This window comes from Rhizobium sp. N122 (assembly GCF_002211295.1).
Classification (GTDB): Bacteria; Pseudomonadota; Alphaproteobacteria; order Rhizobiales; family Rhizobiaceae; genus Rhizobium.
Window position 1 is genome coordinate 106,597 of sequence record NZ_LOKU01000009.1, and the last position, 21,461, is coordinate 128,057.

The window sequence follows — 21,461 nt, forward strand, 5'->3', positions numbered from 1 at the left end:
AGAGGCTTTTCTCGGCGAAAGGCAAAAGAAAGGCCTCGCTGGGAGAGGCGAGGCCTTGTTCATGCTGTCGATCAACCGATCTAGTGGGCGAAGCTCATCTTGGGTTTGAACTGCCCGGACGGGGCCTGATCGAAAATCTGATAGATCTGTGGGTTGCGAAGCGGCGTGCCGCTTTCATCGTTCATCAGGTTCTGCTCGGAGACATAAGCGACATATTCGCTTTCGTCATTTTCGGCGAGCAGGTGATAGAAGGGCTGATCTCTGCTCGGGCGCACCTCGGCCGGAATGGAATTCCACCATTCCTCCGTATTCGCGAACTCCGGATCAACGTCGAAGATGACGCCGCGAAACGGGAAAACCTTGTGCCGGACCACTTCGCCGATACTGAATTTTGCTACTCTTTCTTTCATGGTACGACTTCCTTTCATCACCAAATTTGGTGATTGGTGCCGCGCAAATCAAGATTTTTGCGCAAGCGCGTCACATGAACGTCATATCCTCCTGCTGGCGTCCATGACCCTGGGAGGGGAAAGCCCCGGCACGCCGGGACTTTCCGTGTTCTGGCCGATCAGGCCGAATAGTACATGTCGTATTCGACAGGATGCGGCGTCATTTCGAAACGCATCACCTCTGCCATCTTCAGTTCGATGAAGGCATCGATCTGGTCGTCGTCGAACACGCCGCCGGCCGTCAGGAACTTGCGATCCTTGTCGAGGCTTTCGAGCGCTTCGCGCAAGCTGCCGCAGACGGTCGGAATCTTCTTCAATTCCTTCGGCGGCAGGTCGTAGAGATCCTTGTCCATGGCCTTGCCGGGATGGATCTTGTTCTTGATACCGTCGAGGCCGGCCATCAGCATGGCGGCGAAGGCGAGATAGGGGTTGGCGGTCGGATCCGGGAAACGGACTTCGACGCGCTTGGCCTTCGGATTGGTGCCGAACGGAATGCGGCAGGAGGCCGAGCGGTTGCGGGCCGAATAGGCAAGCAGAACCGGTGCCTCATAACCCGGGACGAGACGCTTGTAGGAGTTCGTCGACGGATTGGTGAAGGCGTTGATCGCCTTGGCATGCTTGATGATGCCGCCGATGTAGTAGAGGCAGCTCTCGGAAAGACCGGCATATTCGTCGCCGGCAAAGGTCGGCTTGCCGCCCTTCCAGATCGACTGATGCACGTGCATGCCCGAGCCGTTGTCGCCGAAGATCGGCTTCGGCATGAAGGTCGCCGTCTTGCCATAGGCATTGGCCACCTGGTGCACGACATATTTGTAAATCTGCATCTTGTCGGCGTTGCGCACCAGCGTATCGAACTTGATGCCGAGTTCGTGCTGGGCGGCGGCGACTTCATGGTGATGCTTTTCGACGACGACGCCCATCTCGGACAGAACCGTCAGCATTTCCGAACGCATGTCCTGGGCGCTGTCAACCGGCGGGACCGGGAAATAGCCGCCCTTGACGCGCGGGCGATGGCCGAGGTTGCCGGTTTCGTAATCGGTGTCGTCGTTCGACGGCAGCTCGGTCGAATCGAGCTTGAAGCCGGTATTGTAGGGATCGGCCTTGTACTTGACGTCGTCGAACACGAAGAATTCGGCTTCCGGGCCGACGAAGATCGTGTCGCCGATGCCGGATGCCTTGAGATAGGCTTCGGCCTTCTTGGCGGTGCCGCGCGGATCGCGGTTGTAAGCCTCGCCCGAAACCGGATCGAGAATATCGCAGACGATGACCATGGTCGACTGAGCGAAGAACGGGTCCATATGCACCGTCTCGGTATCGGGCATCAGCACCATGTCGGACTCGTTGATGGCCTTCCAGCCACCGATCGAGGAGCCGTCGAACATCACGCCGTCAGCGAACATGTCCTCGTCGACGCAGACAACGTCCATCGTCACATGCTGCAGCTTGCCCTTCGGGTCGGTGAAGCGCAGATCGACGAACTTCACGTCGTTTTCCTTGATCTGCTTCAGAATTTCGCTTGCGGTCGCCATTAAATACCTTCCTCCGATTTACGATGACAATACATGGCTGCGCTGACCGTATCGAACTTTGCGCGCTTGGCAAAGTGGGTCAGATGGCGTCGATGCCGGTCTCGCCGGTGCGGATACGGATAACCTCTTCGACGTTGGAAACGAAGATTTTTCCGTCGCCGATACGGCCGGTCTGCGCCGCCTTGCGGATCGCGTCGATGACGGCCTCCGCGTTCTCGTCGGCCAGTACGACTTCGACCTTCACCTTCGGCAGGAAATCGACGACGTATTCGGCTCCGCGGTAAAGTTCCGTGTGACCCTTCTGACGGCCGAAGCCCTTGGCTTCCGTGACCGTGATACCTTGCAGGCCGACTTCCTGAAGAGCTTCCTTCACTTCGTCCAGCTTGAAAGGCTTAATGATCGCTTCGATCTTTTTCATGAGAAAATGTCTCTCCGCTTCTCCCGTTATGGCAGGAATGTTCCCGCTCGCCGGATATGATGCAGATATCGTGCCAGTTTGAAATCCATCTTCTTAAAAAAATTCGCGGATTTTGCTGAAACCGCCGCATTTGCGGAGATTCTGATGTCGGTTTGGTAGCAAATCAGCTGGAAAACTCTGTCCTTCGATCAAAATCCTATCGAAAATCGAAAAAAACCTTAATTTAAGGAGTCGCGCAACTATGCCTCGATGAGATGAAAAGATAGGCAAATGCACAAAATTGGTTCTTTTCTTTGATGTTTCAGGCGGTTGTTTTTTAGGCGTTTTTTGATTGAATAGGCCAATGAGTCACCAGCTGTCCGACCTTCTTTTGACACCTGCCGAGATGGCTGCGGTCGACGCTGCCGCTGCCGCCTCCGGCATCGATTCCTTCGCCTTGACGGAAAGAGCAGGTGCCGCGGCCGCGGCCGTCGCCCTGCGCCTTCATCCCGAAGCGTTGCGCTTCGTCGTGCTTTGCGGGCCGGGCAACAATGGCGGCGACGCCTATGTCGCCGCACGGCATCTGCAGGAGAGTGGGGCTCTGGTGGCGCTCTTCCATCTTGGCGATCCCGCCAGACTGAAGGGCGATGCGGCCCGCGCGAAAGCCGGATGCGCGCTGCGGGGCGAACCGCTGCACCTCTATAGTCCCGAAAGCGGCGACGTCGTCATTGACGGCCTGTTCGGCGCGGGGCTCGGCCGCGAGGTGCCGGCCGATGTCCGCAGGGTGGTCGAGCGGGTCGCCGAGACCGGTCTTCCCGTGCTTGCCATCGATCTGCCCTCCGGCCTGGATGGCCGCACCGGCCGGGTGCTGGGCGCCGCCTTCCGCGCCTGCAACACCATCACCTTTATGACCCGCAAGCCCGGCCATCTGCTGATGCCAGGCAGGGAGTTGTGCGGAGAGTTGGAGGTCTTCGACATCGGTATTTCCGCCCGCATCATCCGGACCGAGGCAGCCGGCGTCATCGCCGAGAACAGGCCGGACGCCTGGAAAGCCGTGCTGCCAGCCGAACGGTTGGAAACCCACAAATACAAACGCGGCCATCTGGTCGTCTTCTCCGGCGAGGCCGACAAGACGGGGGCCGCGCGCATGTCGGCGACCTCGGGCCTGAAGGCGGGCGCCGGCCTGGTGACGATAGCAGCGCCGCGCGCGGCGATGGCTGCCAATGCCGCCCATCTCACCGCCGTCATGCTGCATGGGATCGACGCCGAGGCCGACCTTGAAGACTGGCTCGCCGACAACAGGCTGCAGACCTTCGTTCTCGGCCCCGGTTTCGGCGTCGGCGCCAGGGCGCGCGCTTTCGTCTCGGCCCTTGCCGAGCGCCATCTCGTGCTCGATGCCGACGGCATCTCCTCGTTCAAGGACGATCCGCAGCAGCTTTTCGATCTTTTCCAGGGCGAGCCGCGGCTGGTGCTGACGCCGCACGAGGGCGAATTTTCGCGGCTCTTTCCCGATATCGGCGGCGACGATGCGCTGGGGAAGGTGGACAAGGCCCTAGCAGCGGCCCGCCGCGCCAATGCCGCTATCGTCTACAAAGGCGCCGATACCGTCATCGCCGCGCCGGACGGCCGCGCGCTGATCAACACCAACGCTCCCGCCTGGCTTGCCACTGCCGGTTCAGGCGACGTGCTCGCCGGCATCATCGGCGGATTGCTCGCCCAGGGCCTGCCGGCCTTCGAGGCCGCGGCGGCCGGCGTCTGGCTGCACGGAGAGGCAGGGCAACGCGCCGGCAAGGGCCTGACGGCGGAAGATCTCGCAGCCCACGTCTTGCCGCTTTAGCTCGACTTATGACTGGAGCAATTTCTGCAGGGCGATCGCCCCATGCGGCGCATTCACCTTGCCTTCATGGATCATGAAGGCGAAGACGTCGCGCGGCTCGGCCTTGACCTTGCGCCCCTTGTCGATCAACGGCAGATCCTCGGGAACCTTGCCTTCGGCCCAGGTCTCGAGTCGGTCCGCCCAGGCCTTCAAGTCCTTGTCGGGATAGCAGGTTGCTATATCGTCCGATCCCTTCTGCAGCCTGGCATAGACGAAATCGGCCGTGACGTCGGCGATCATCGGATATTCGAAATGTTCGGCGCAAACAGGCGCCACGCCGTATTTCGCCAGCAACGCCACGAACTCCGGCACCTTGAAGGAATCGTGGCGCACCTCGACCACGTGGCGAAGCGCCAGCCCGTCCTGTTTTTCCGGCAACAGCTTCAGGAAGGCCTCGAAATCGTCCGCATCGAACTTCTTCGTCGGCGCGAACTGCCAGAGCAGCGGCCCGAGATGATCGCCGAGCTCGCTGATTCCAGATGACAGGAACCGCTCCATCGATTCCCCGGCTTCGGCAAGCACCCGCCGGTTGGTGACGAACCGCGTGGCCTTCAGCGAAAAGATGAAACCGTCGGGCACATCGGTTGCCCATTTGGCGAAGACCGCCGGTTTCTGGGTGCTATAATAGGTGCCGTTGACCTCGATGACCTTCAGCTGGCGGCTGGCATAATTCAGCTCGTCCTTTTGCTTCAGGTCATCAGGAAAGAAATGCCCGCGCCAGGGCTCGAAGGTCCAGCCGCCGATGCCGGTGCGGATAGTGCCGGATTTCGTCATGTCGTCCTCCCAGTTGGCAGCCATTCAGTCGTGACCGTTTCCAGATCCTCGGGCGAGGCTGGCCGCATCGTCATTCCGCCGCAGCCGCCCTCTTGGCCGGCCGCCGTTCCAGCAATTCCTTGAGGAACTGTCCGGTATAGGAGCGCTTCTCCTTGACGATCGCCTCCGGCGTGCCAAAAGCCACGATTTCACCGCCGCCATCGCCGCCCTCAGGGCCGAAATCGAGCACCCAGTCGGCCGTCTTGATGACTTCGAGATTGTGCTCGATCACCACAACCGAATTGCCCTGGTTGACCAGTTCGTGCAGCATTTCGAGCAGCTTGGCGACGTCGTGGAAATGCAGGCCGGTCGTCGGTTCGTCGAGAATGTAGAGCGTACGTCCCGTCGAGCGCTTCGACAGTTCCTTGGCGAGTTTGACGCGCTGCGCCTCGCCGCCGGATAGCGTGTTGGCCTGCTGGCCGACCTTGATATAACCGAGGCCGACATCTTTCAGCGCCTGCAGCTTGTCGCGCACGGCGGGTACTGCCGCGAAGAAATCGACGCCTTCCTCCACGGTCATATCGAGCACGTCGGCGATCGACTTCTGCTTGAAGGTGACGTCGAGCGTCTCTCTGTTATAGCGTTTGCCGTGGCAGACGTCGCAGATGACGTAGACATCCGGCAGGAAGTGCATCTCGATCTTGATGACGCCGTCGCCCTGGCAGGCTTCGCAGCGTCCGCCCTTGACGTTGAAGGAGAAGCGGCCCGGCTGGTAGCCGCGCGCTTTGGCTTCCGGCAGGCCGGCGAACCAGTCGCGGATCGGCGTGAAGGCGCCGGTATAGGTCGCCGGGTTCGAGCGCGGCGTGCGGCCGATCGGCGACTGGTCGATGTCGATCACCTTGTCGATATGCTCGAAGCCGTCGATGCGGTCGTGATCGGCCGGGATTTCGCGCGCGCCCATGACGCGGCGCGCCGCCGATTTATACAGCGTCTCGATCAGGAAGGTGGATTTGCCGCCGCCGGAAACGCCGGTCACCGCCGTGAACACACCGAGCGGGATTGCCGCCGTGACGTTCTTCAGATTGTTGCCGCGCGCCCCGACCACCTTGATCTCGCGGCCCTTCTTCTGCTTGCGGCGCTCGTGGGGAACGGGAACGCCGAGTTCGCCGGACAGATATTTTCCGGTCAGCGACTGCGGATTGTCCATAATATCCTGCGGCGTGCCGTGGGCGATGACCTGGCCCCCGTGAATGCCGGCGGCCGGGCCGATGTCGACCACGTCGTCGGCCGTCAGGATCGCATCCTCGTCATGTTCGACGACGATGACGGTGTTGCCGATGTCGCGCAGGTGCTTCAGCGTGTCGAGCAGCCGGGCATTGTCGCGCTGATGCAGGCCGATCGACGGCTCGTCGAGCACGTAGAGCACGCCCGTCAGCCCCGAGCCGATCTGTGAGGCCAGCCGGATGCGCTGGCTTTCGCCGCCAGACAGCGTGCCGGAATTGCGCGACAGGCTGAGATATTCCAGGCCGACATCGTTGAGGAAGCGCAGCCGGTCGCGGATTTCCTTGAGGATGCGCACGGCGATTTCGTTTTGCTTGGCGTTGAAGCTGGCCGGCAGCGTCTCGAACCAATCGCGGGCGATGCGGATCGACATGCCGGTGACTTCGCCGATATGCAGCGTGTTTATCTTCACCGCCAAGGCCTCCGGCTTCAGGCGAAAGCCGTTGCAGGACGGGCAGGGGGCTGCCGACATGAAGCGCTCGATATCCTCGCGCGCCCAGGCGGAATCGGTCTCCTTCCAGCGGCGCTCGAGATTGGTGATGATGCCCTCGAAATTCTTCTGCGTCGTATAGGCGCGGGCGCCGTCGGCGTAGTGGAATTCGATCTTGTCCTCGGTGCCGTTGAGGATGACGTCTTTGGCCTCGTCGGAGAGATCGTTCCAGCGGGTGCCGAGCTTGAAGCCGTAATGTTTGCCGAGTGCCTCGAGCGTCTGATTGTAATAGGGCGAGGTCGACTTGGCCCAGGGGGCGATCGCACCGTCGCGCAGCGTCCGTTCCGGCTCCGGCACGATCAGATCCGGATCGATTTTCTGCTGGGCGCCGAGGCCGTCGCAGGTCGGGCAGGCGCCGAAGGGATTGTTGAAGGAGAACAGCCGGGGCTCGATCTCGGGAATGGTGAAGCCGGAGACCGGGCAGGCGAATTTCTCCGAAAACAGCACGCGCTCATGCGTCTCGTTCAGCGACTTGTTGGCCGAGCCGCCGGCCGAAGTCTCCTCCGGCGGCAGCGGCTTGTCGGCGAATTCGGCGACAGCCAGCCCGTCGGCGAGCTTCAGGCAGGTTTCCAGACTGTCGGCCAGGCGGGCCGAGACATCCGAGCGCACGACGATGCGGTCGACCACCACGTCGATATCGTGCTTGTATTTCTTGTCGAGCACCGGCGCTTCGGCGATCTCGTAGAACTGGCCATCGACCTTGACGCGCTGGAAGCCCTTCTTCATCAGCTCCGCCAGTTCCTTCTTGTATTCGCCCTTGCGCCCGCGCACGAGCGGCGCGAGAATATAAAGACGGGTGCCCTCGCCGAAATCGAGGATGCGGTCGACCATCTGGCTGACGGTCTGGCTCTCGATCGGCAAGCCGGTCGCCGGCGAATAGGGAACGCCGACGCGGGCAAAGAGCAGGCGCATATAGTCGTAGATCTCGGTGACGGTGCCGACCGTCGAGCGCGGGTTGCGCGAGGTGGTCTTCTGTTCGATCGAGATCGCCGGCGACAGCCCGTCGATCTGGTCGACGTCGGGCTTCTGCATCATTTCAAGGAACTGCCGGGCATAGGCCGACAGGCTCTCGACATAACGGCGCTGGCCCTCGGCATAGATCGTGTCGAAGGCAAGCGAGGACTTGCCGGAGCCCGAAAGCCCGGTCATGACGATCAGCTTGTTGCGCGGCAGATCGAGATCGATGCCCTTGAGATTATGCTCGCGCGCGCCGCGGATGGAGATCGTCTTCAGTTCGCTCATCGTCTCAGCTTTGGTCCTTTGGGATAACAGCCCTTATTTAGTGATGCCGACCGGCGAGTCGAGGCTGAATGTCAACTAGGGTCAAGGTTTTCGATTCTGTTGACAGGATCATACGGATAAACTAGAACAAATAAAGAACAAAATTCCTGATGAATGCATGCGGCTTTCTGATGGGATAAACATGTGGATGAACGACCGTTTACGCGCATCGGCGGTCCGCGATGGTTTAAGGTGCGCTGATCGATTAACGCCGCCGGGCAGGGCGGCAGGCAGGGTGAGAAGCATGGCTGGTAGCGTAAACAAGGTAATTCTGATTGGAAACGTCGGTGCGGACCCGGAAATCCGCCGCACGCAGGATGGCCGGCCGATCGCCAACCTCCGTATCGCGACCTCGGAGACCTGGCGCGACCGCAATTCCGGCGAGCGCCGTGAAAAGACCGAATGGCACACGGTCGTCGTCTTCAACGAGGGCCTCTGCAAGGTTGTCGAGCAATATGTGAAGAAGGGCGCCAAGCTCTATATCGAAGGCCAGCTGCAGACCCGCAAATGGCAGGACCAGCAGGGCCAAGACCGCTACTCGACGGAAGTGGTGCTGCAGGGCTTCGGTTCGACCCTGACCATGCTCGACGGCCGCGGTGAAGGCGGCGGTGCAAGCTCCGGCGGCGGCCGAGGCAGCAGCAACAATGATTATGGCGATGACTACGGCGCCCCGGCTCCGTCATCATCGCCAAGCCGCGGCGGTGGCGGCGGCAACTTCTCGCGCGACCTCGACGACGACATCCCGTTCTGATCGACCGTTTTTCCTGTATGATGAATATCCGAGAGCATGATGCCTTTGATGGCGTCATGCTCTTTTTCTTTGATCCCGCGCATTTCTTATCGCGCGGCAGATGCCGCACTTTTCAGTGCGGCGTCGCGCTGATGAGATTGAGCGCCGCTTTCGCGCCGTCGACGACGAATTGCACTGCTAGGGCGGCGAGGATGACGCCGAGCAGCCGTGTCAGGATCGCCCGGCCGGTGACGCCGAGGAAACGGTCGAGCCGTTCGGCAATCAGCAGCATCAGGAAGGTCAGCAGCAGATTGGCGGCGATGACGGAGATCAGCTGGGCTTTTTCCACGGAGGTCGGCAGCGTGCCGGCAAGCAGGATCGTCGCCGAGATCGCACCGGGACCGGCGATCAGCGGCAAGGCGAGCGGAAAGACGGCGATATTTTCGATATGATCCTTGGTGACGGCAGCCTCGCTCGCCTTCTCCTTGCGTTCCTGGCGCCGCTCGAACACCATCTCGAAGGCGATCCAGAAGAGCAGCAGCCCGCCGGCGATGCGGAAGGCGCCGATCGAGATGCCGAGCACGCCGAGCACGCCGGCCCCGAACAGCGCGAAGACGGCGAGGATGATGAAGGCGATGGTCGAGCCGCGCAGCGCCACCTGCGTCCGTTGCGCGCGGCTCATGCCCGTCGTCAGCCCCAGGAAGATCGGCGCGAGCCCCGGCGGATCGATGGTGACGAGCAGCGTCGTGAAGGCGTTGATCAATAGGTCGGCGCTTGCCATCGTCTCTCGGGAACCCCATATAGTGGTTATTATGTGTGGTTTTATGATTGTGAAGCGGCTATTCCGATTTGGCAAATATCCCGCGGCGGCCCGCGGCGGATTTGTCCGGTTCGGCCGCGCAACTTACATGTTTTACCCTCTTTAAGCCGCAAAAGCCTGTTCAAAACGCCGCGTGAAATTGGCGCGGGAACGGGCTTTCCGCTATAAATCTTCAAGTGATTCTAGAAGAGATCGTGATCTGTTTTGACTGAGCAAACACCCCCCGGCGGCGGGAAGCTCCCGCCAGGCATCGAGCCCATCTCCATCATGGAGGAAATGCAGCGGTCGTATCTCGATTACGCGATGAGCGTCATCGTCAGCCGCGCGCTTCCCGACGTGCGCGACGGCCTGAAGCCCGTGCACCGGCGCATCCTCTACGGCATGTCCGAGCTCGGCATCGACTGGAACAAGAAATACGTCAAATGCGCCCGCGTCACCGGTGACGTGATGGGTAAATACCATCCGCACGGCAATTCGGCGATCTATGATGCGCTGGCCCGCATGGCCCAGCCTTGGTCGCTGCGTCTGCCGCTGATCGACGGCCAGGGCAATTTCGGCTCGGTCGACGGCGATCCGCCGGCGGCCGAACGTTACACCGAATGCCGCCTCGAAAAGGCTGCCCATTCGCTGCTCGACGATCTCGACAAGGAAACCGTCGATTTCCGCGACAACTACGACGGCACGCTTTCCGAGCCGGTCGTGGTTCCCGCCAAGTTCCCGAACCTGCTGGTCAACGGCGCCGGCGGCATCGCCGTCGGCATGGCGACCAATATCCCGCCGCACAATCTCTCCGAAGTCATCGACGGCTGCATTGCGCTGATCGACGATCCGGCGATCGAGCTGCCGGAACTGATGCAGATCATTCCCGGCCCGGACTTCCCGACCGGTGCGAAGATCCTCGGCCGCGCCGGCATTCGCTCGGCTTATGAAACCGGCCGCGGTTCGGTCATCATGCGCGGCGTAGCGGCCATCGAGCCGATGCGCGGCGACCGCGAGCAGATCATCATCACCGAGATTCCCTACCAGGTGAACAAGGCGACGATGATCGAGAAGATGGCCGAACTGGTGCGCGACAAGCGCATCGAAGGCATTTCCGATCTGCGCGACGAATCCGACCGCCAGGGCTATCGCGTCGTCGTCGAATTGAAGCGCGACGCCAATGCCGAGGTCATCCTCAACCAGCTTTATCGCTATACGCCGCTGCAGACCTCTTTCGGCTGCAACATGGTGGCGCTGAACGGCGGCAAGCCCGAGCAGCTGACCCTGCTCGACATGCTGCGGGCTTTCGTCTCCTTCCGCGAGGAAGTCGTTAGCCGGAGAACGAAATTCCTGCTGCGCAAGGCGCGTGACCGCGCCCATGTGTTGGTCGGCCTCGCCATCGCCGTCGCCAATATCGATGAAGTCATCCGCGTCATCCGCCAGGCGCCCGATCCGCAGTCGGCCCGCGAAGAACTGATGACCCGCCGCTGGCCGGCCGAAGATGTCGAAAGCCTGATCCGTCTGATCGACGATCCGCGCCATCGCATCAACGAGGACCTGACCTACAACCTGTCCGAAGAGCAGGCCCGGGCCATCCTCGAACTGCGCCTTGCCCGTCTGACGGCCCTTGGTCGCGACGAAATCGGCGACGAACTCAATAAAATCGGCGAGGAAATCAAGGATTACCTCGATATTCTCTCCTCGCGCGTCCGCATCCAGACCATCGTCAAGGACGAACTGTCAGCCGTGCGTGATGAATTCGGCACGCCGCGCCGCACCGAGATCGTCGATGGCGGCCTCGAAATGGACGACGAGGATCTGATTGCCCGCGAGGACATGGTCGTCACCGTCTCGCATCTCGGCTATATCAAGCGCGTGCCGCTGACCACCTATCGCGCCCAGCGCCGCGGCGGCAAGGGTCGCTCCGGCATGACCACCCGTGACGAGGATTTTGTTAGCCGGCTATTCGTCGTCAACACTCATACCCCGGTCCTGTTCTTCTCCTCGCGCGGCATCGTCTACAAGGAAAAGGTCTGGCGACTGCCGATCGGCACGCCGACCTCGCGCGGCAAGGCACTGATCAACATGCTGCCGCTCGCCCCCGGCGAACGCATCACCACCATCCTGCCCTTGCCCGAGGACGAGGAGAGCTGGGACAATCTCGACGTCATGTTCTCGACGACGCGCGGCACGGTTCGCCGCAACAAGCTGTCGGACTTCGTCCAGGTCAACCGCAACGGCAAGATCGCCATGAAACTCGAGGAGGAGGGCGATGAAATCCTCTCCGTCGAGACATGCACGGAAAGTGACGACGTGCTGCTGACGACGGCGCTCGGCCAGTGCATCCGCTTCTCAGTCGACGACGTCCGCGTTTTCGCCGGCCGCAATTCGATCGGCGTGCGGGGCATCAGCCTTGCCGGCGGCGACCGCATCATCTCGATGACCATCGTCCGCCACGTCAACGCCGAGCCGTGGGAGCGCGCCGCCTATCTGAAGCGCGCCGCCAACGACCGCCGCCTGACGACAGGTGAGGCCGAGGAGATCGCGCTGGTCGGCGAGGAGGTCACCGAAGAGGGACAGCTCTCCGACGAGCGTTATGAGGAGCTGAAGCAGCTCGAGCAATTCGTGCTCACCGTCTCCGAAAAGGGCTTCGGCAAGCGTTCGTCGTCCTATGATTTCCGCATCTCCGGCCGCGGCGGCAAGGGCATCCGCGCCACCGACACGTCGAAGACAGGCGAGATCGGCGAACTGGTCGCGGCCTTCCCGGTCGACGATGGCGACCAGATCATGCTGGTTTCCGATGGCGGCCAGCTGATCCGCGTGCCGGTCGGCGGCATCCGCATCGCCAGCCGCGCCACCAAGGGCGTCACCATCTTCTCAACGGCCAAGGACGAGAAGGTCGTCTCGGTCGAGCGCATCAGCGAACCGGAGGATGAGGCGGAGGAGACTGTCGAGGTCGCCGAAGGCGCCGCCACCACCGAGGACGCGGCTGCCGGCGAGGCGCCGGCTACCGATGGTGACCCGGCCGGGTCGGCTGAGGAATAATCAAGTGAAAGGGCGGCTTCGGGCCGCCCTTTTCTTTTCAAGCCGCGCCCGTCCTTACCGGCCCAAAGAAAAAGCCGGACGCTGGGTGCATCCGGCTTTGAATGGCCTTGGCAGCGGAAGGGGTGCCGCTCAAGGTGGGGAAGGAGTTGGAAAAAGAGGAATGTCAGAATGCGCTATGTTTTTCGTTCAGCGCCTTTACCTCTTCACCTTCGCGCCGAAGCGCCGATATCGTCGAGGCTACAGACACTATGAACATGACGCTGATAAGGGCGGTGAGCACTGTCAAGATCGTGAACATAGGCATTCCTTTCCTGGGGAGTTGCGTTCTCGCCCCTCAGTACTGGCCCAGTACGGCCGTCCGGGCCGAAGCATAGGGGCCATAAACCTTGGACGTATCAACCTTCTGATCATAGAGAGCGACAGTTGCGGTCAGCATGCCCGTGACCATTACCATCCAGAGCACGTTAATCATCGTAATCTTGCCGGGCATCTTTAGTCCTTCCTGCCGCGATAATCGCATCTATGTATCGGTTGAATGAACGCATCCGTTTTTAAATGGTTCCGCCGGATGTTGAGGCGGTGTTTACCAATGCCGATCTGAAGCCTCCTTGAATGTCTCGTTCATCTGGCGTTCAGATTCGAACGTAGTTTTTTGCGCGCAGCCGGCCCTGGGCGCGCACGATCGCGGCATGCTCAGCAAGCTCCGGCCGCACCCAGCTCACCTCGTAGCGATCGGCGAAATAGCCATAGGCCATCTCGGCGGCGAGCGAGGAAACGACGGCAAGTGCAACGAGCACGATCAGCATGGAATTGGTCTTTCGGGAGGCGCCGGATGCCGGAATGGCATCGGCTGCGTTGATGATCTGAGTTAAGCAGATACTGTCTGAAACCGCCTTGAACGGGCCGTTCATCCGCGGTTCAACCGTCCGGGACGATTGGCCAAATCACTTGCGGCAAGCCGGCATCCGTGACAAAAGGCGTCAAACCAACGGTCGGGCCAGATGACGACAGCTTTTTATCCCGGGTCTTTCGACCCGATCACCAATGGGCATGTGGATGTTCTGGTCCAGGCGCTGAACGTCGCCGAAAAGGTGATCGTCGCGATCGGTATCCACCCCGGCAAAGCGCCGCTCTTTTCCTTCGAGGAGAGAGCCGAGCTGATCCGCCTTTCGCTGGCTGAAGCGCTGCCCGGCAAGACCGGCGACATCGATGTCGTCGCTTTCGACAATCTGGTCGTCGATGCCGCCCGCGCCCATGGCGCCACGCTTCTGATCCGCGGTCTCCGCGACGGCACCGATCTTGATTACGAAATGCAGATGGCCGGCATGAACAGGACGATGGCGCCCGATATCCAGACCATCTTTTTGCCGGCGGGAACGGCCTCGCGGCCCATTACGGCCACATTGGTCCGCCAGATCGCCGCCATGGGCGGCGATGTCAGCGCCTTCGTGCCGGCCGCCGTCTTGCAAGCCCTCACATCCAAGCGCCCAGACTGATAAATACGAAGTCTGGCAAGCGCAAAGACCAGGCGAAACCCGCCGCAACGGAGCCCATATGAAACTCTTTTATCTCGCATTTGCCGGCGTGTTGTATCTCGCCTCCTTCGCGGGGGACGCCTTCGCCCAGTCGGCCGATCATTATCTCACCATCCAGTTGAAGAACGGCCCCGTCGTCATCCAGCTGATGCCTGAGGTGGCGCCGAAGCATGTCGCCCAGATCGAGGCGCTGGCCAAGAAGGGCGAATATGACAACGTCGCCTTCCACCGCGTCATCGACGGCTTCATGGCCCAGACCGGCGACGTCAAATACGGCAATATGGAGAAGGGTTTCGATGCGAGCCTCGCCGGCACCGGCTCCTCCGATATGCCGGATATTCCGGCGGAGTTTTCCAAGACCCCGTTCGTGCGCGGCACGGTCGGCATGGCCCGTTCGCAGGATCCGAATTCCGCCAATTCGCAGTTTTTCATCATGTTCGATGACGGCTCCTTCCTCAACGGTCAGTACACCGTGGTCGGCAAGGTCGTTTCCGGCATGGAGAATGTCGACAAGATCAAGCGCGGCGAAGGCCAGAACGGCGAAGTCAAAAGTCCCGACCGGATGATCAAGGTCACCCTGGGCAAGAAGTAAGTTACGAGAGAAACAAGAGGAGAAGACAATGGCCGAGATCAAGGATCCCGAAAACACCATCATTCTGGAAACCACCAAGGGCAAGGTTGTCATTCAGCTTCTGCCGCAGGTCGCCCCGGAGCATGTCGCCCGCATCAAGGAGCTCGCCCGTGAAAAGGCCTATGACGGCGTCGTCTTCCACCGCGTCATTCAGGATTTCATGGCGCAGACGGGCGATGTCGAATTCGGCAAGAAGGGCTCGGAAACCTTCAATCCCGGCCGCGCCGGCATGGGCGGCTCCTCCAAGCCGGATCTGAAGGCTGAATTCTCCGCGACCACCCATACGCGCGGCACCTGCTCGATGGCCCGTTCGCAGAACCCGAACTCGGCCAATTCGCAGTTCTTCATCTGCTTCACCGACGCGCCTTGGCTGAACAAGCAGTATTCCGTCTGGGGCCAGGTCATCGAAGGCATGGACAACGTCGACAAGATCAAGCGCGGCGAGCCGGTTTCCGATCCGGACTCGATCGTCTCGATGCGGGTTGCCGCCGACGTCTGATTGTGATTTCTGCTGAAACCCGCTCTTGCGCGTCAACCGCGTGGGGGCGGGTTTCGCTTTGCCTGAAAGTGCCGTTATGCGCGTAGACCTTTTCGATTTCGATCTGCCGGATGAACGCATCGCGTTGCGGCCCGCCGAGCCGCGCGACAGCGCGCGCCTGCTCGTCGTCAACCCCCATGCTGAAAGCGTGCTCTCCGATCATCGAGTCGGCGATCTGCCGTCCTTTCTGCGGCCGGGCGATGCGCTGGTCTTCAACGATACCAAGGTCATTCCAGCCCAACTCGAAGGCATCCGCCATCGCGAGGGGGCGGGCGGCCAGCAGGTGTCGGCAACGCTGCATATGCGCATCGGCCCCAGCCGCTGGAAGGCCTTTGCCAAACCCGGCAAGCGCATCAAGGAGGGCGACCGCATCGCCTTCGGTCACAGCGGCGAAAGCTGCTTCCTTGGCTCGCTCGATGCCACCGTCGAGGAAAAGGGCGAGGCCGGCGAAGTGACGCTCGCCTTCGACCTCACAGGCCCGGCGCTCGACGAGGCAATCGCCGCCGTCGGCCATATTCCGCTGCCGCCTTATATCGCCGCCAAGCGGCCCGAGGACGAGCGCGACCGCGCCGATTACCAGACGATCTATGCCCGCGAGGAGGGCGCCGTCGCCGCCCCCACTGCCGGCCTGCACTTCACGCCTGATCTGTTTGCGGCGCTGGATAAGGCCGGCATCGAACGCCATTTCGTCACGCTGCATGTCGGCGCCGGCACCTTCCTGCCTGTGAAGGCCGACGATACCGACGATCACAAGATGCATCTCGAAAGCGGTTATGTCAGCGCCGAGATCGCCGCCCGGCTGAATGCCGTCAAGGCAAGGGGCGGGCGTATCGTCTGCGTCGGCACGACCTCGCTGCGGCTGATCGAAAGTGCAGCGGCGGAAAGCGGAGAGATCAAGCCCTGGGCCGGCGCCACCGGTATCTTCATCACACCCGGCTATCGCTTCAACGCGGTCGACATGCTGATGACCAATTTCCACCTGCCGCGCTCGACGCTGTTCATGCTGGTCTCGGCTTTTGCCGGCTTCGAGACCATGCATGCGGCCTATGAACACGCCATTTCGACAGGCTACCGCTTCTACTCCTACGGAGACGCGAGCCTTCTTTTCCGGAAAGACAAATGACAGAAAACTTCCAATTTACGTTGAAGAAGACTGATGCCGGCGCCCGCCTCGGCGAAATTTCCATGCCGCGCGGCACCATCCGCACGCCGGCCTTCATGCCCGTCGGCACCGTCGGCACCGTCAAGGCGATGTATCTCGACCAGGTGCGCGAGACCGGCGCCGACATCATCCTCGGCAATACTTATCATCTGATGCTGCGCCCCAGTGCCGAGCGCGTCGCCCGCCTCGGCGGCCTGCACAAGCTGATCCGCTGGGAACACCCGATCCTGACGGATTCCGGCGGTTTTCAGGTCATGTCGCTCTCCGGCCTGCGCAAGCTCGACGAGCAGGGCGTCACCTTCAAGTCGCATGTCGACGGCAGCCTGCACCATATGTCGCCGGAGCGCTCCATCGAAATCCAGGGGCTGCTCGGCTCCGATATCCAGATGCAGCTCGACGAATGCGTGGCCCTGCCGGCCGAGCCGAAGGAGATCGAGCGCGCCATGGAAATGTCGCTGCGCTGGGCCGAGCGCTGCCGGGTCGCCTTCGGCGAGCAGCCCGGAAAGGCGATGTTCGGCATCGTCCAGGGCGGCGACATCCCGGCGCTGCGTATCCGGTCGGCTGAGGCGCTGAGCCAGCTCGACCTCAAGGGTTATGCGATCGGTGGTCTTGCCGTCGGCGAACCGCAGGACGTCATGCTGCAGATGCTGGACACGACGCTGCCGGTGCTTCCTCTGGAAAAGCCGCGTTATCTCATGGGCGTCGGCACGCCGGACGATATGCTGAAATCGGTCGCCCGCGGCATCGACATGTTCGACTGCGTCATGCCGACCCGCTCCGGCCGCCACGGCCTGGCCTTTACCCGCCGCGGCAAGGTCAACATTCGCAATGCCCGTCATGCCGAGGATATGCGCCCACTCGACGATCAGTCGAACTGCCCGGCCTCGCGCGATTATTCCCGCGCCTATCTGCACCATCTCGTCCGCGCCAACGAGGCGCTCGGCGGCATGCTGCTCTCCTGGCACAATCTCGCCTATTACCAGGAACTGATGCAGGGCATCCGCAAGGCCATCGCCGAAGGCCGCTTCGCCGATTTCATGGCGGAAACGATGGAGGAATGGGCGAGAGGCGACCTCACACCCGTTTGATCAAATACCCTTGCTGTCCGCATCCGGCATGATCTGCACGCCGTTGATCCGGTAGCTGCCGTCCGGCTGTCGCGTCATCTGGTAGATCGCCGTCCAGTCCTTGCCGTCGCGGCCAGAGATCAGCACCTCGTGGTAGATCAGCGCGCCATTGTCGATCGAGCGGCTGCGGCCGAAGGCGTAGTTGCCGGGGTGATAGACCGGCTCGTAGCTCTTCTTCACCATGGCGAAGAACAGGTTCTTGTCGGGATACATCGCCCTGATGCCGGGGGCGGCGAAGGAATAAGCGGTCTCGGCATCGTCCTTGAGGAAGGCTTTGATCTGTTCCTCGATCATCGCCCGTGTGGCGTCGATCGGATCTTCGGCCCGGGCCGAGACAGGGGAGAGGAGGGACGCGGCACACAGAATGACAACTGCGAAGAAGGCGCGCATGGGGATCTCCGGCTCTATCGGGGGAAAAGATCCCGATGGAGCGGAAGTGTAGGCCATTTCCAGCGCAAGAAAAGCGGCCTTTACGACCAGCGGCGGAAGAGGGCGCTGGCATTCACGCCGCCGAAGCCGAAACCGTTGGTGATGGCATAGTCCATTGCCAGTGGCCGCGCCACCTTGCCGACGATATCGATGCCGTCGGCATCAGGATCGGCTTCATCGAGGTTTCGGGTCGGCGGCGCGATCTGGTCGCGCAGCGCCAGGATGGTGAAGATCGCCTCCAGCCCGCCGGCAGCACCCAGCAGGTGGCCGGTCGCCGATTTCGTCGCGCTGACGGCGATGCCGCCATTGCGGCCGAAGACCGTGGCGATCGCCGCGATCTCGCCTTTGTCACCGACCGGTGTCGAGGTCGCATGCGCGTTCAGATGCTTGACCTCGGACGCCGGGATCTTGGCCTGCCGGAGCGCTGTCTCGATCGCCCGGCGCGCGCCGTCGCCGTCTTCGGGGCCTGAGGTCATGTGGTAGGCGTCCGCTGCCGTGCCGTAGCCGACGAGTTCGGCAAGCGGCGTCGCGCCACGGGCAAGCGCGTGCTCCAGCGTTTCGATCACCAGGATGCCGGCGCCTTCGCCCATGACGAAGCCGTCGCGCTCCGTGTCGAAGGGCCGCGAGGCTAACTCCGGCGTCTCGTTGAAGCCGGTGGAAAGGGCACGCGCAGCGGCAAAGCCGCCAAGGCTCACCTTGTCGATGCAGGCCTCGGCGCCGCCGCAGATCGCCACATCCGCTTCGCCGGAACGGATCAGCCGCGCCGCATCGCCGATCGCCTGGACGCTGGCCGCGCATGCTGTCACCGGCGCGCCGAGCGGGCCCTTGAAGCCGTAGCGGATGCTGACCTGGCCGGCGGCGAGGTTGACGAGGAAGGAGGGCACGGTGAAGGGAGACAGCCGCCGCACGCCGCGCGCCTCACCGATCCGCACCGCCTCGGCGATGGCAGGAAAGCCGCCGACGCCCGAGGCGATGATCGTTGCCGTGCGTTCGCGCGCGCCCTCGTCTGTGGGCATCCAGCCGGCCTGCTTCACCGCTTCCTCCGTCGCCGCCATGGCGAACTGGATGAAGCGGTCCATCTTCTTCTGGTCCTTGGGCGGGATGTAGCGGTCGGGGTCGAAGCCCGCCTCAACATCCGAAGCAATGCCGGGAACGATGCCGCCGACCTTGGCTGAGAGTTCGCCGACGACATCCTCCGCCAGCACCCTCAGACCTGAAGCGCCACCGAGGAGGCGTTTCCAGGCGGGCTCGACGCCGATGCCGAGTGGCGAGACAAGTCCCATGCCGGTGACAACAATGCGGTCCATGATATTTTCCTCTCTATGCGTCGATGCCGAGATACCAGGCGCGCATGCGGGCGATCCGCGCACGCACCTCGTCATCGGCTGCGGGGCCTGGAAGCAGGCTGGTGTTTTCGGGTGTCACTTCTTGGCCGGTCCGTGCGTCGACCAGTACCATTTGGCGCTCTCTGCCCGAAGCGGCGTCGCCGAGCAGAAAGGCGAGATCTTCCGCCGGCATGTGCCGGCTTCCCCAGGAAAACAGCGTCATCAGCACCGGAAAGAAATCGCGGCCCTTGTCCGTCAGCCGATATTCGTAGCGGGCAGGGCGTTGCTGGTAGAGCCGCCGTTCGAACAGCCCCTGATCTGTCAGCTGTTTGAGCCGCCGTGTCAGGATGTTCGGCGCCACGCCGAGGCTCTTCTGAAATTCGTCGAAGCGCGACAGCCCCTGAAAGGCGTCGCGCAGGATCATGATGCTCCACCAGTCGCCGACGCTGTCGAGCGCGCGCGCCGCCGGGCATTTGAATTGACTGAAGCTCGTCCGCTGCATGGATCTGTCACTACAGCAGTGACTATCATGATGCAAGTTACTTGAGGAGGGACAGCCTTCAGCGCGGATTGCGCTTAGCGCGCCCGCGGGCCTCAAACTCGACGAGCAGCGACTTGAGTTCGATCTCGCGAACGCGTCTTGCCGCTTCATCAGGGCTGACCCACTCGAGAATACGCTGGCCTTGCTCCTTGAAATCTTCGCTGATCTCGATGACCTCAACCTGAAACAAGTCGACGATGCAGGGGGCTACGTCACCATTGTCGAGTTCTTTCAGATAGGTGTAGCGGCCGACCGGTTTTTTCCTCACCGTCCCGCGCACGCCTGCTTCCTCCCAGGCTTCGATCGCTGCCGCTTCAAACGGCTTCTTCCCTTTCATCGGCCACCCTTTCGGAATGACCCAGCGCGCACTCTCGCGCGATGTGATCACCAGGATTTCGATTCCCGGTCCGTCATTGGCGTGGCGGAAGCAAATCGCGCCGTATTGTTGGCGGAATGCCCCCGAAAACAGCTTGGCAGGAACGGCGGCGAGCTGCCGCAGCAATGGCTGAGACTTGTCTGGTCGAGGCTTGCTGCGTTTTTTCGGAGTCTTCATGGCAATTGGGGATTGTTGAATTTGCTGATTCTTCACCTGCCTGAGCGGGTTCATGGCAGATTATGACAATCAGTTGTAGGCGCAACCATCCGCCGTTGTCAGCCGTGCGCTCGCCGCCACGTAGCCTGCTCTATAGTGCGGTTCTATTGCCGTCGCGCAGATTGTGAATCGCCAACAATTCCGGATATGCGGAAACATTGCTGGCCAGGACGGGATGCCCCTTGAACAAATCTTCGCCCTCGGTCGGGAAGGGCAGGTACTGGCCTCCAGCTTCTTTCACAAGGCAATAACCCGCCATGCAGTCCCAAGCCCGCATGTTAGGTTCATAATAGCCGACGAGACGCCCTGCAGCCACATAGGCAAGCATCAGCGCTCCGGAGCCGTTGCGAATGAACGTGCCGCCGCTGGCGAGCAACGCCGTTATGATGGAGCCGACAACCTCCGGAGCGACGTGCGTATTGCAGCCAATACCGGTCATGGCGTTCTGTATCGTGCGGGAGGGATCGAGCAAAAGCGTCTCGCCATTCAAGCTCGCGCCAAGGCCAAGGGCTGCGGCATAAAGCTCGTTCGCGCAAGGCGCTTGGATCACGCCGACAACCGGGACGCCCTGGTAGAGGACAGCGACCGAAACGCACCAGGTTGGCATGCCATTGACGAAGGGCGCTGTGCCGTCGATTGGATCGACAACCCAGGTATAGCCGGAACTTCCGGCTTGATGGCCGAACTCCTCGCCGAGGAAACCGTCCTCGGGAATTGCTGCCGCAACCCGCTCACGCAGGAAGGTCTCGACGTTGCGATCCGCGATCGACACGACGTCCTGAAGATCGCGCTTGGTCTCGATCACAAGAGTCTCGCGCTTATTGAAATAGTCGAACGCCAAAGCACCAGCCTCCGCAGCAAGGGATTTGGCCAGGGTGAAGCGCCGCTCCAGATCAGTGTCATGCATCGTCATATTGCTATCCTTTATTCGCATTCCAAATGTTTCAGGCC

The 21,461-nt window shown here is 61.6% G+C and carries 22 protein-coding genes; 8 read left to right on the forward strand and 14 right to left on the reverse strand.

Annotated elements, in window-relative coordinates:
- Positions 1-80 precede the first annotated feature (80 nt).
- The 3 genes from hspQ to ATY75_RS08740 all read right to left on the reverse strand — a co-directional run bounded on the left by hspQ (position 81) and on the right by ATY75_RS08740 (position 2,396).
- Positions 81-410 carry a heat shock protein HspQ gene (gene hspQ, locus ATY75_RS08730; protein WP_003539613.1) on the reverse strand — a complete coding sequence of 110 codons (330 nt, stop codon included), beginning with the start codon at positions 408-410 and terminating at the stop codon, positions 81-83.
- A 158-nt stretch (positions 411-568) separates the two neighbouring features.
- Complete coding sequence (glnA, locus tag ATY75_RS08735) at positions 569-1,978, reverse strand: type I glutamate--ammonia ligase (protein WP_003559365.1); 1,410 nt, start codon at positions 1,976-1,978, stop codon at positions 569-571.
- 79 nt (positions 1,979-2,057) lie between these two features.
- Positions 2,058-2,396 (reverse strand): P-II family nitrogen regulator, encoded by a 339-nt coding sequence (locus ATY75_RS08740; RefSeq protein ID WP_003539626.1) that lies wholly within the window; start codon positions 2,394-2,396, stop codon positions 2,058-2,060.
- Between the two features lie 343 nt (positions 2,397-2,739).
- Here ATY75_RS08740 and ATY75_RS08745 point away from each other — a divergent pair, with 343 nt between their 5' ends.
- Entirely contained in the window at positions 2,740-4,212 is a 1,473-nt protein-coding gene (locus ATY75_RS08745; RefSeq protein ID WP_088937225.1) for an NAD(P)H-hydrate dehydratase, read from the forward strand.
- A gap of 6 nt (positions 4,213-4,218) precedes the next feature.
- Here the strand turns inward: ATY75_RS08745 and ATY75_RS08750 are convergent, their stop codons facing one another.
- Positions 4,219-5,025: a DUF72 domain-containing protein gene (locus ATY75_RS08750; RefSeq protein ID WP_088937262.1), complete on the reverse strand. Its 807-nt coding sequence runs from the start codon at positions 5,023-5,025 to the stop codon at positions 4,219-4,221.
- A 70-nt stretch (positions 5,026-5,095) separates the two neighbouring features.
- Positions 5,096-8,017 (reverse strand): excinuclease ABC subunit UvrA, encoded by a 2,922-nt coding sequence (uvrA, locus tag ATY75_RS08755; RefSeq protein WP_088937226.1) that lies wholly within the window; start codon positions 8,015-8,017, stop codon positions 5,096-5,098.
- Between the two features lie 283 nt (positions 8,018-8,300).
- Here uvrA and ATY75_RS08760 point away from each other — a divergent pair, with 283 nt between their 5' ends.
- A complete protein-coding gene (locus tag ATY75_RS08760) occupies positions 8,301-8,807 on the forward strand; it encodes a single-stranded DNA-binding protein (protein WP_003586486.1) in 507 nt (168 codons plus the stop codon).
- Positions 8,808-8,919: 112 nt separating this feature from the next.
- On the opposite strand, the gene ATY75_RS08765 is transcribed toward ATY75_RS08760, so the two are convergent.
- Positions 8,920-9,567 (reverse strand): MarC family protein, encoded by a 648-nt coding sequence (locus ATY75_RS08765; RefSeq protein ID WP_088937227.1) that lies wholly within the window; start codon positions 9,565-9,567, stop codon positions 8,920-8,922.
- A 243-nt stretch (positions 9,568-9,810) separates the two neighbouring features.
- Between ATY75_RS08765 and gyrA the strand changes: the two genes are divergently transcribed.
- The gene (gyrA, locus tag ATY75_RS08770; protein ID WP_088937228.1) at positions 9,811-12,630 is read left to right on the forward strand and encodes a DNA gyrase subunit A; all 2,820 of its coding nucleotides are present in this window, start codon (positions 9,811-9,813) and stop codon (positions 12,628-12,630) included.
- Between the two features lie 163 nt (positions 12,631-12,793).
- Here gyrA and ATY75_RS35440 read toward each other — a convergent pair whose 3' ends face one another.
- The 3 genes from ATY75_RS35440 to ATY75_RS08775 form a co-directional block, all read right to left on the reverse strand.
- Entirely contained in the window at positions 12,794-12,928 is a 135-nt protein-coding gene (locus tag ATY75_RS35440; RefSeq protein ID WP_010056528.1) for a hypothetical protein, read from the reverse strand.
- A 36-nt stretch (positions 12,929-12,964) separates the two neighbouring features.
- The gene (locus ATY75_RS34550) at positions 12,965-13,120 is read right to left on the reverse strand and encodes a hypothetical protein (RefSeq protein ID WP_003539654.1); all 156 of its coding nucleotides are present in this window, start codon (positions 13,118-13,120) and stop codon (positions 12,965-12,967) included.
- Positions 13,121-13,262: 142 nt separating this feature from the next.
- On the reverse strand, positions 13,263-13,541 hold the full coding sequence (locus ATY75_RS08775; RefSeq protein ID WP_088937229.1) for a hypothetical protein: 279 nt from the start codon (positions 13,539-13,541) through the stop codon (positions 13,263-13,265).
- Between the two features lie 90 nt (positions 13,542-13,631).
- Between ATY75_RS08775 and coaD the strand changes: the two genes are divergently transcribed.
- The 5 genes from coaD (at position 13,632) to tgt (ending at position 17,584) form a co-directional block, all read left to right on the forward strand.
- Positions 13,632-14,126 carry a pantetheine-phosphate adenylyltransferase gene (gene coaD / locus ATY75_RS08780; protein ID WP_064838471.1) on the forward strand — a complete coding sequence of 165 codons (495 nt, stop codon included), beginning with the start codon at positions 13,632-13,634 and terminating at the stop codon, positions 14,124-14,126.
- A gap of 58 nt (positions 14,127-14,184) precedes the next feature.
- Positions 14,185-14,757 (forward strand): peptidylprolyl isomerase, encoded by a 573-nt coding sequence (locus ATY75_RS08785; RefSeq protein WP_064838472.1) that lies wholly within the window; start codon positions 14,185-14,187, stop codon positions 14,755-14,757.
- A gap of 28 nt (positions 14,758-14,785) precedes the next feature.
- Complete coding sequence (locus ATY75_RS08790) at positions 14,786-15,295, forward strand: peptidylprolyl isomerase (RefSeq protein ID WP_003573154.1); 510 nt, start codon at positions 14,786-14,788, stop codon at positions 15,293-15,295.
- A 76-nt stretch (positions 15,296-15,371) separates the two neighbouring features.
- Positions 15,372-16,457: a tRNA preQ1(34) S-adenosylmethionine ribosyltransferase-isomerase QueA gene (gene queA, locus ATY75_RS08795; RefSeq protein WP_088937230.1), complete on the forward strand. Its 1,086-nt coding sequence runs from the start codon at positions 15,372-15,374 to the stop codon at positions 16,455-16,457.
- Positions 16,454-17,584 (forward strand): tRNA guanosine(34) transglycosylase Tgt, encoded by a 1,131-nt coding sequence (tgt, locus tag ATY75_RS08800; protein WP_088937231.1) that lies wholly within the window; start codon positions 16,454-16,456, stop codon positions 17,582-17,584. The genes queA and tgt overlap by 4 nt, the downstream gene beginning before the upstream one ends.
- Here tgt and ATY75_RS08805 read toward each other — a convergent pair whose 3' ends face one another.
- The 5 genes from ATY75_RS08805 to ATY75_RS08825 form a co-directional block, all read right to left on the reverse strand.
- Positions 17,585-18,013 (reverse strand): DUF4864 domain-containing protein, encoded by a 429-nt coding sequence (locus ATY75_RS08805; RefSeq protein ID WP_088937232.1) that lies wholly within the window; start codon positions 18,011-18,013, stop codon positions 17,585-17,587.
- 80 nt (positions 18,014-18,093) lie between these two features.
- Positions 18,094-19,359 (reverse strand): beta-ketoacyl-ACP synthase II, encoded by a 1,266-nt coding sequence (fabF, locus tag ATY75_RS08810; RefSeq protein WP_088937233.1) that lies wholly within the window; start codon positions 19,357-19,359, stop codon positions 18,094-18,096.
- A gap of 13 nt (positions 19,360-19,372) precedes the next feature.
- Positions 19,373-19,879, reverse strand: coding sequence for a helix-turn-helix domain-containing protein (locus tag ATY75_RS08815; RefSeq protein WP_088937234.1), 507 nt, complete (start codon positions 19,877-19,879; stop codon positions 19,373-19,375).
- A gap of 58 nt (positions 19,880-19,937) precedes the next feature.
- Complete coding sequence (locus ATY75_RS08820) at positions 19,938-20,471, reverse strand: NUDIX hydrolase (protein WP_088937235.1); 534 nt, start codon at positions 20,469-20,471, stop codon at positions 19,938-19,940.
- Positions 20,472-20,601: 130 nt separating this feature from the next.
- A complete protein-coding gene (locus tag ATY75_RS08825; RefSeq protein WP_088937236.1) occupies positions 20,602-21,423 on the reverse strand; it encodes an inositol monophosphatase family protein in 822 nt (273 codons plus the stop codon).
- Positions 21,424-21,461 lie beyond the last annotated feature (38 nt).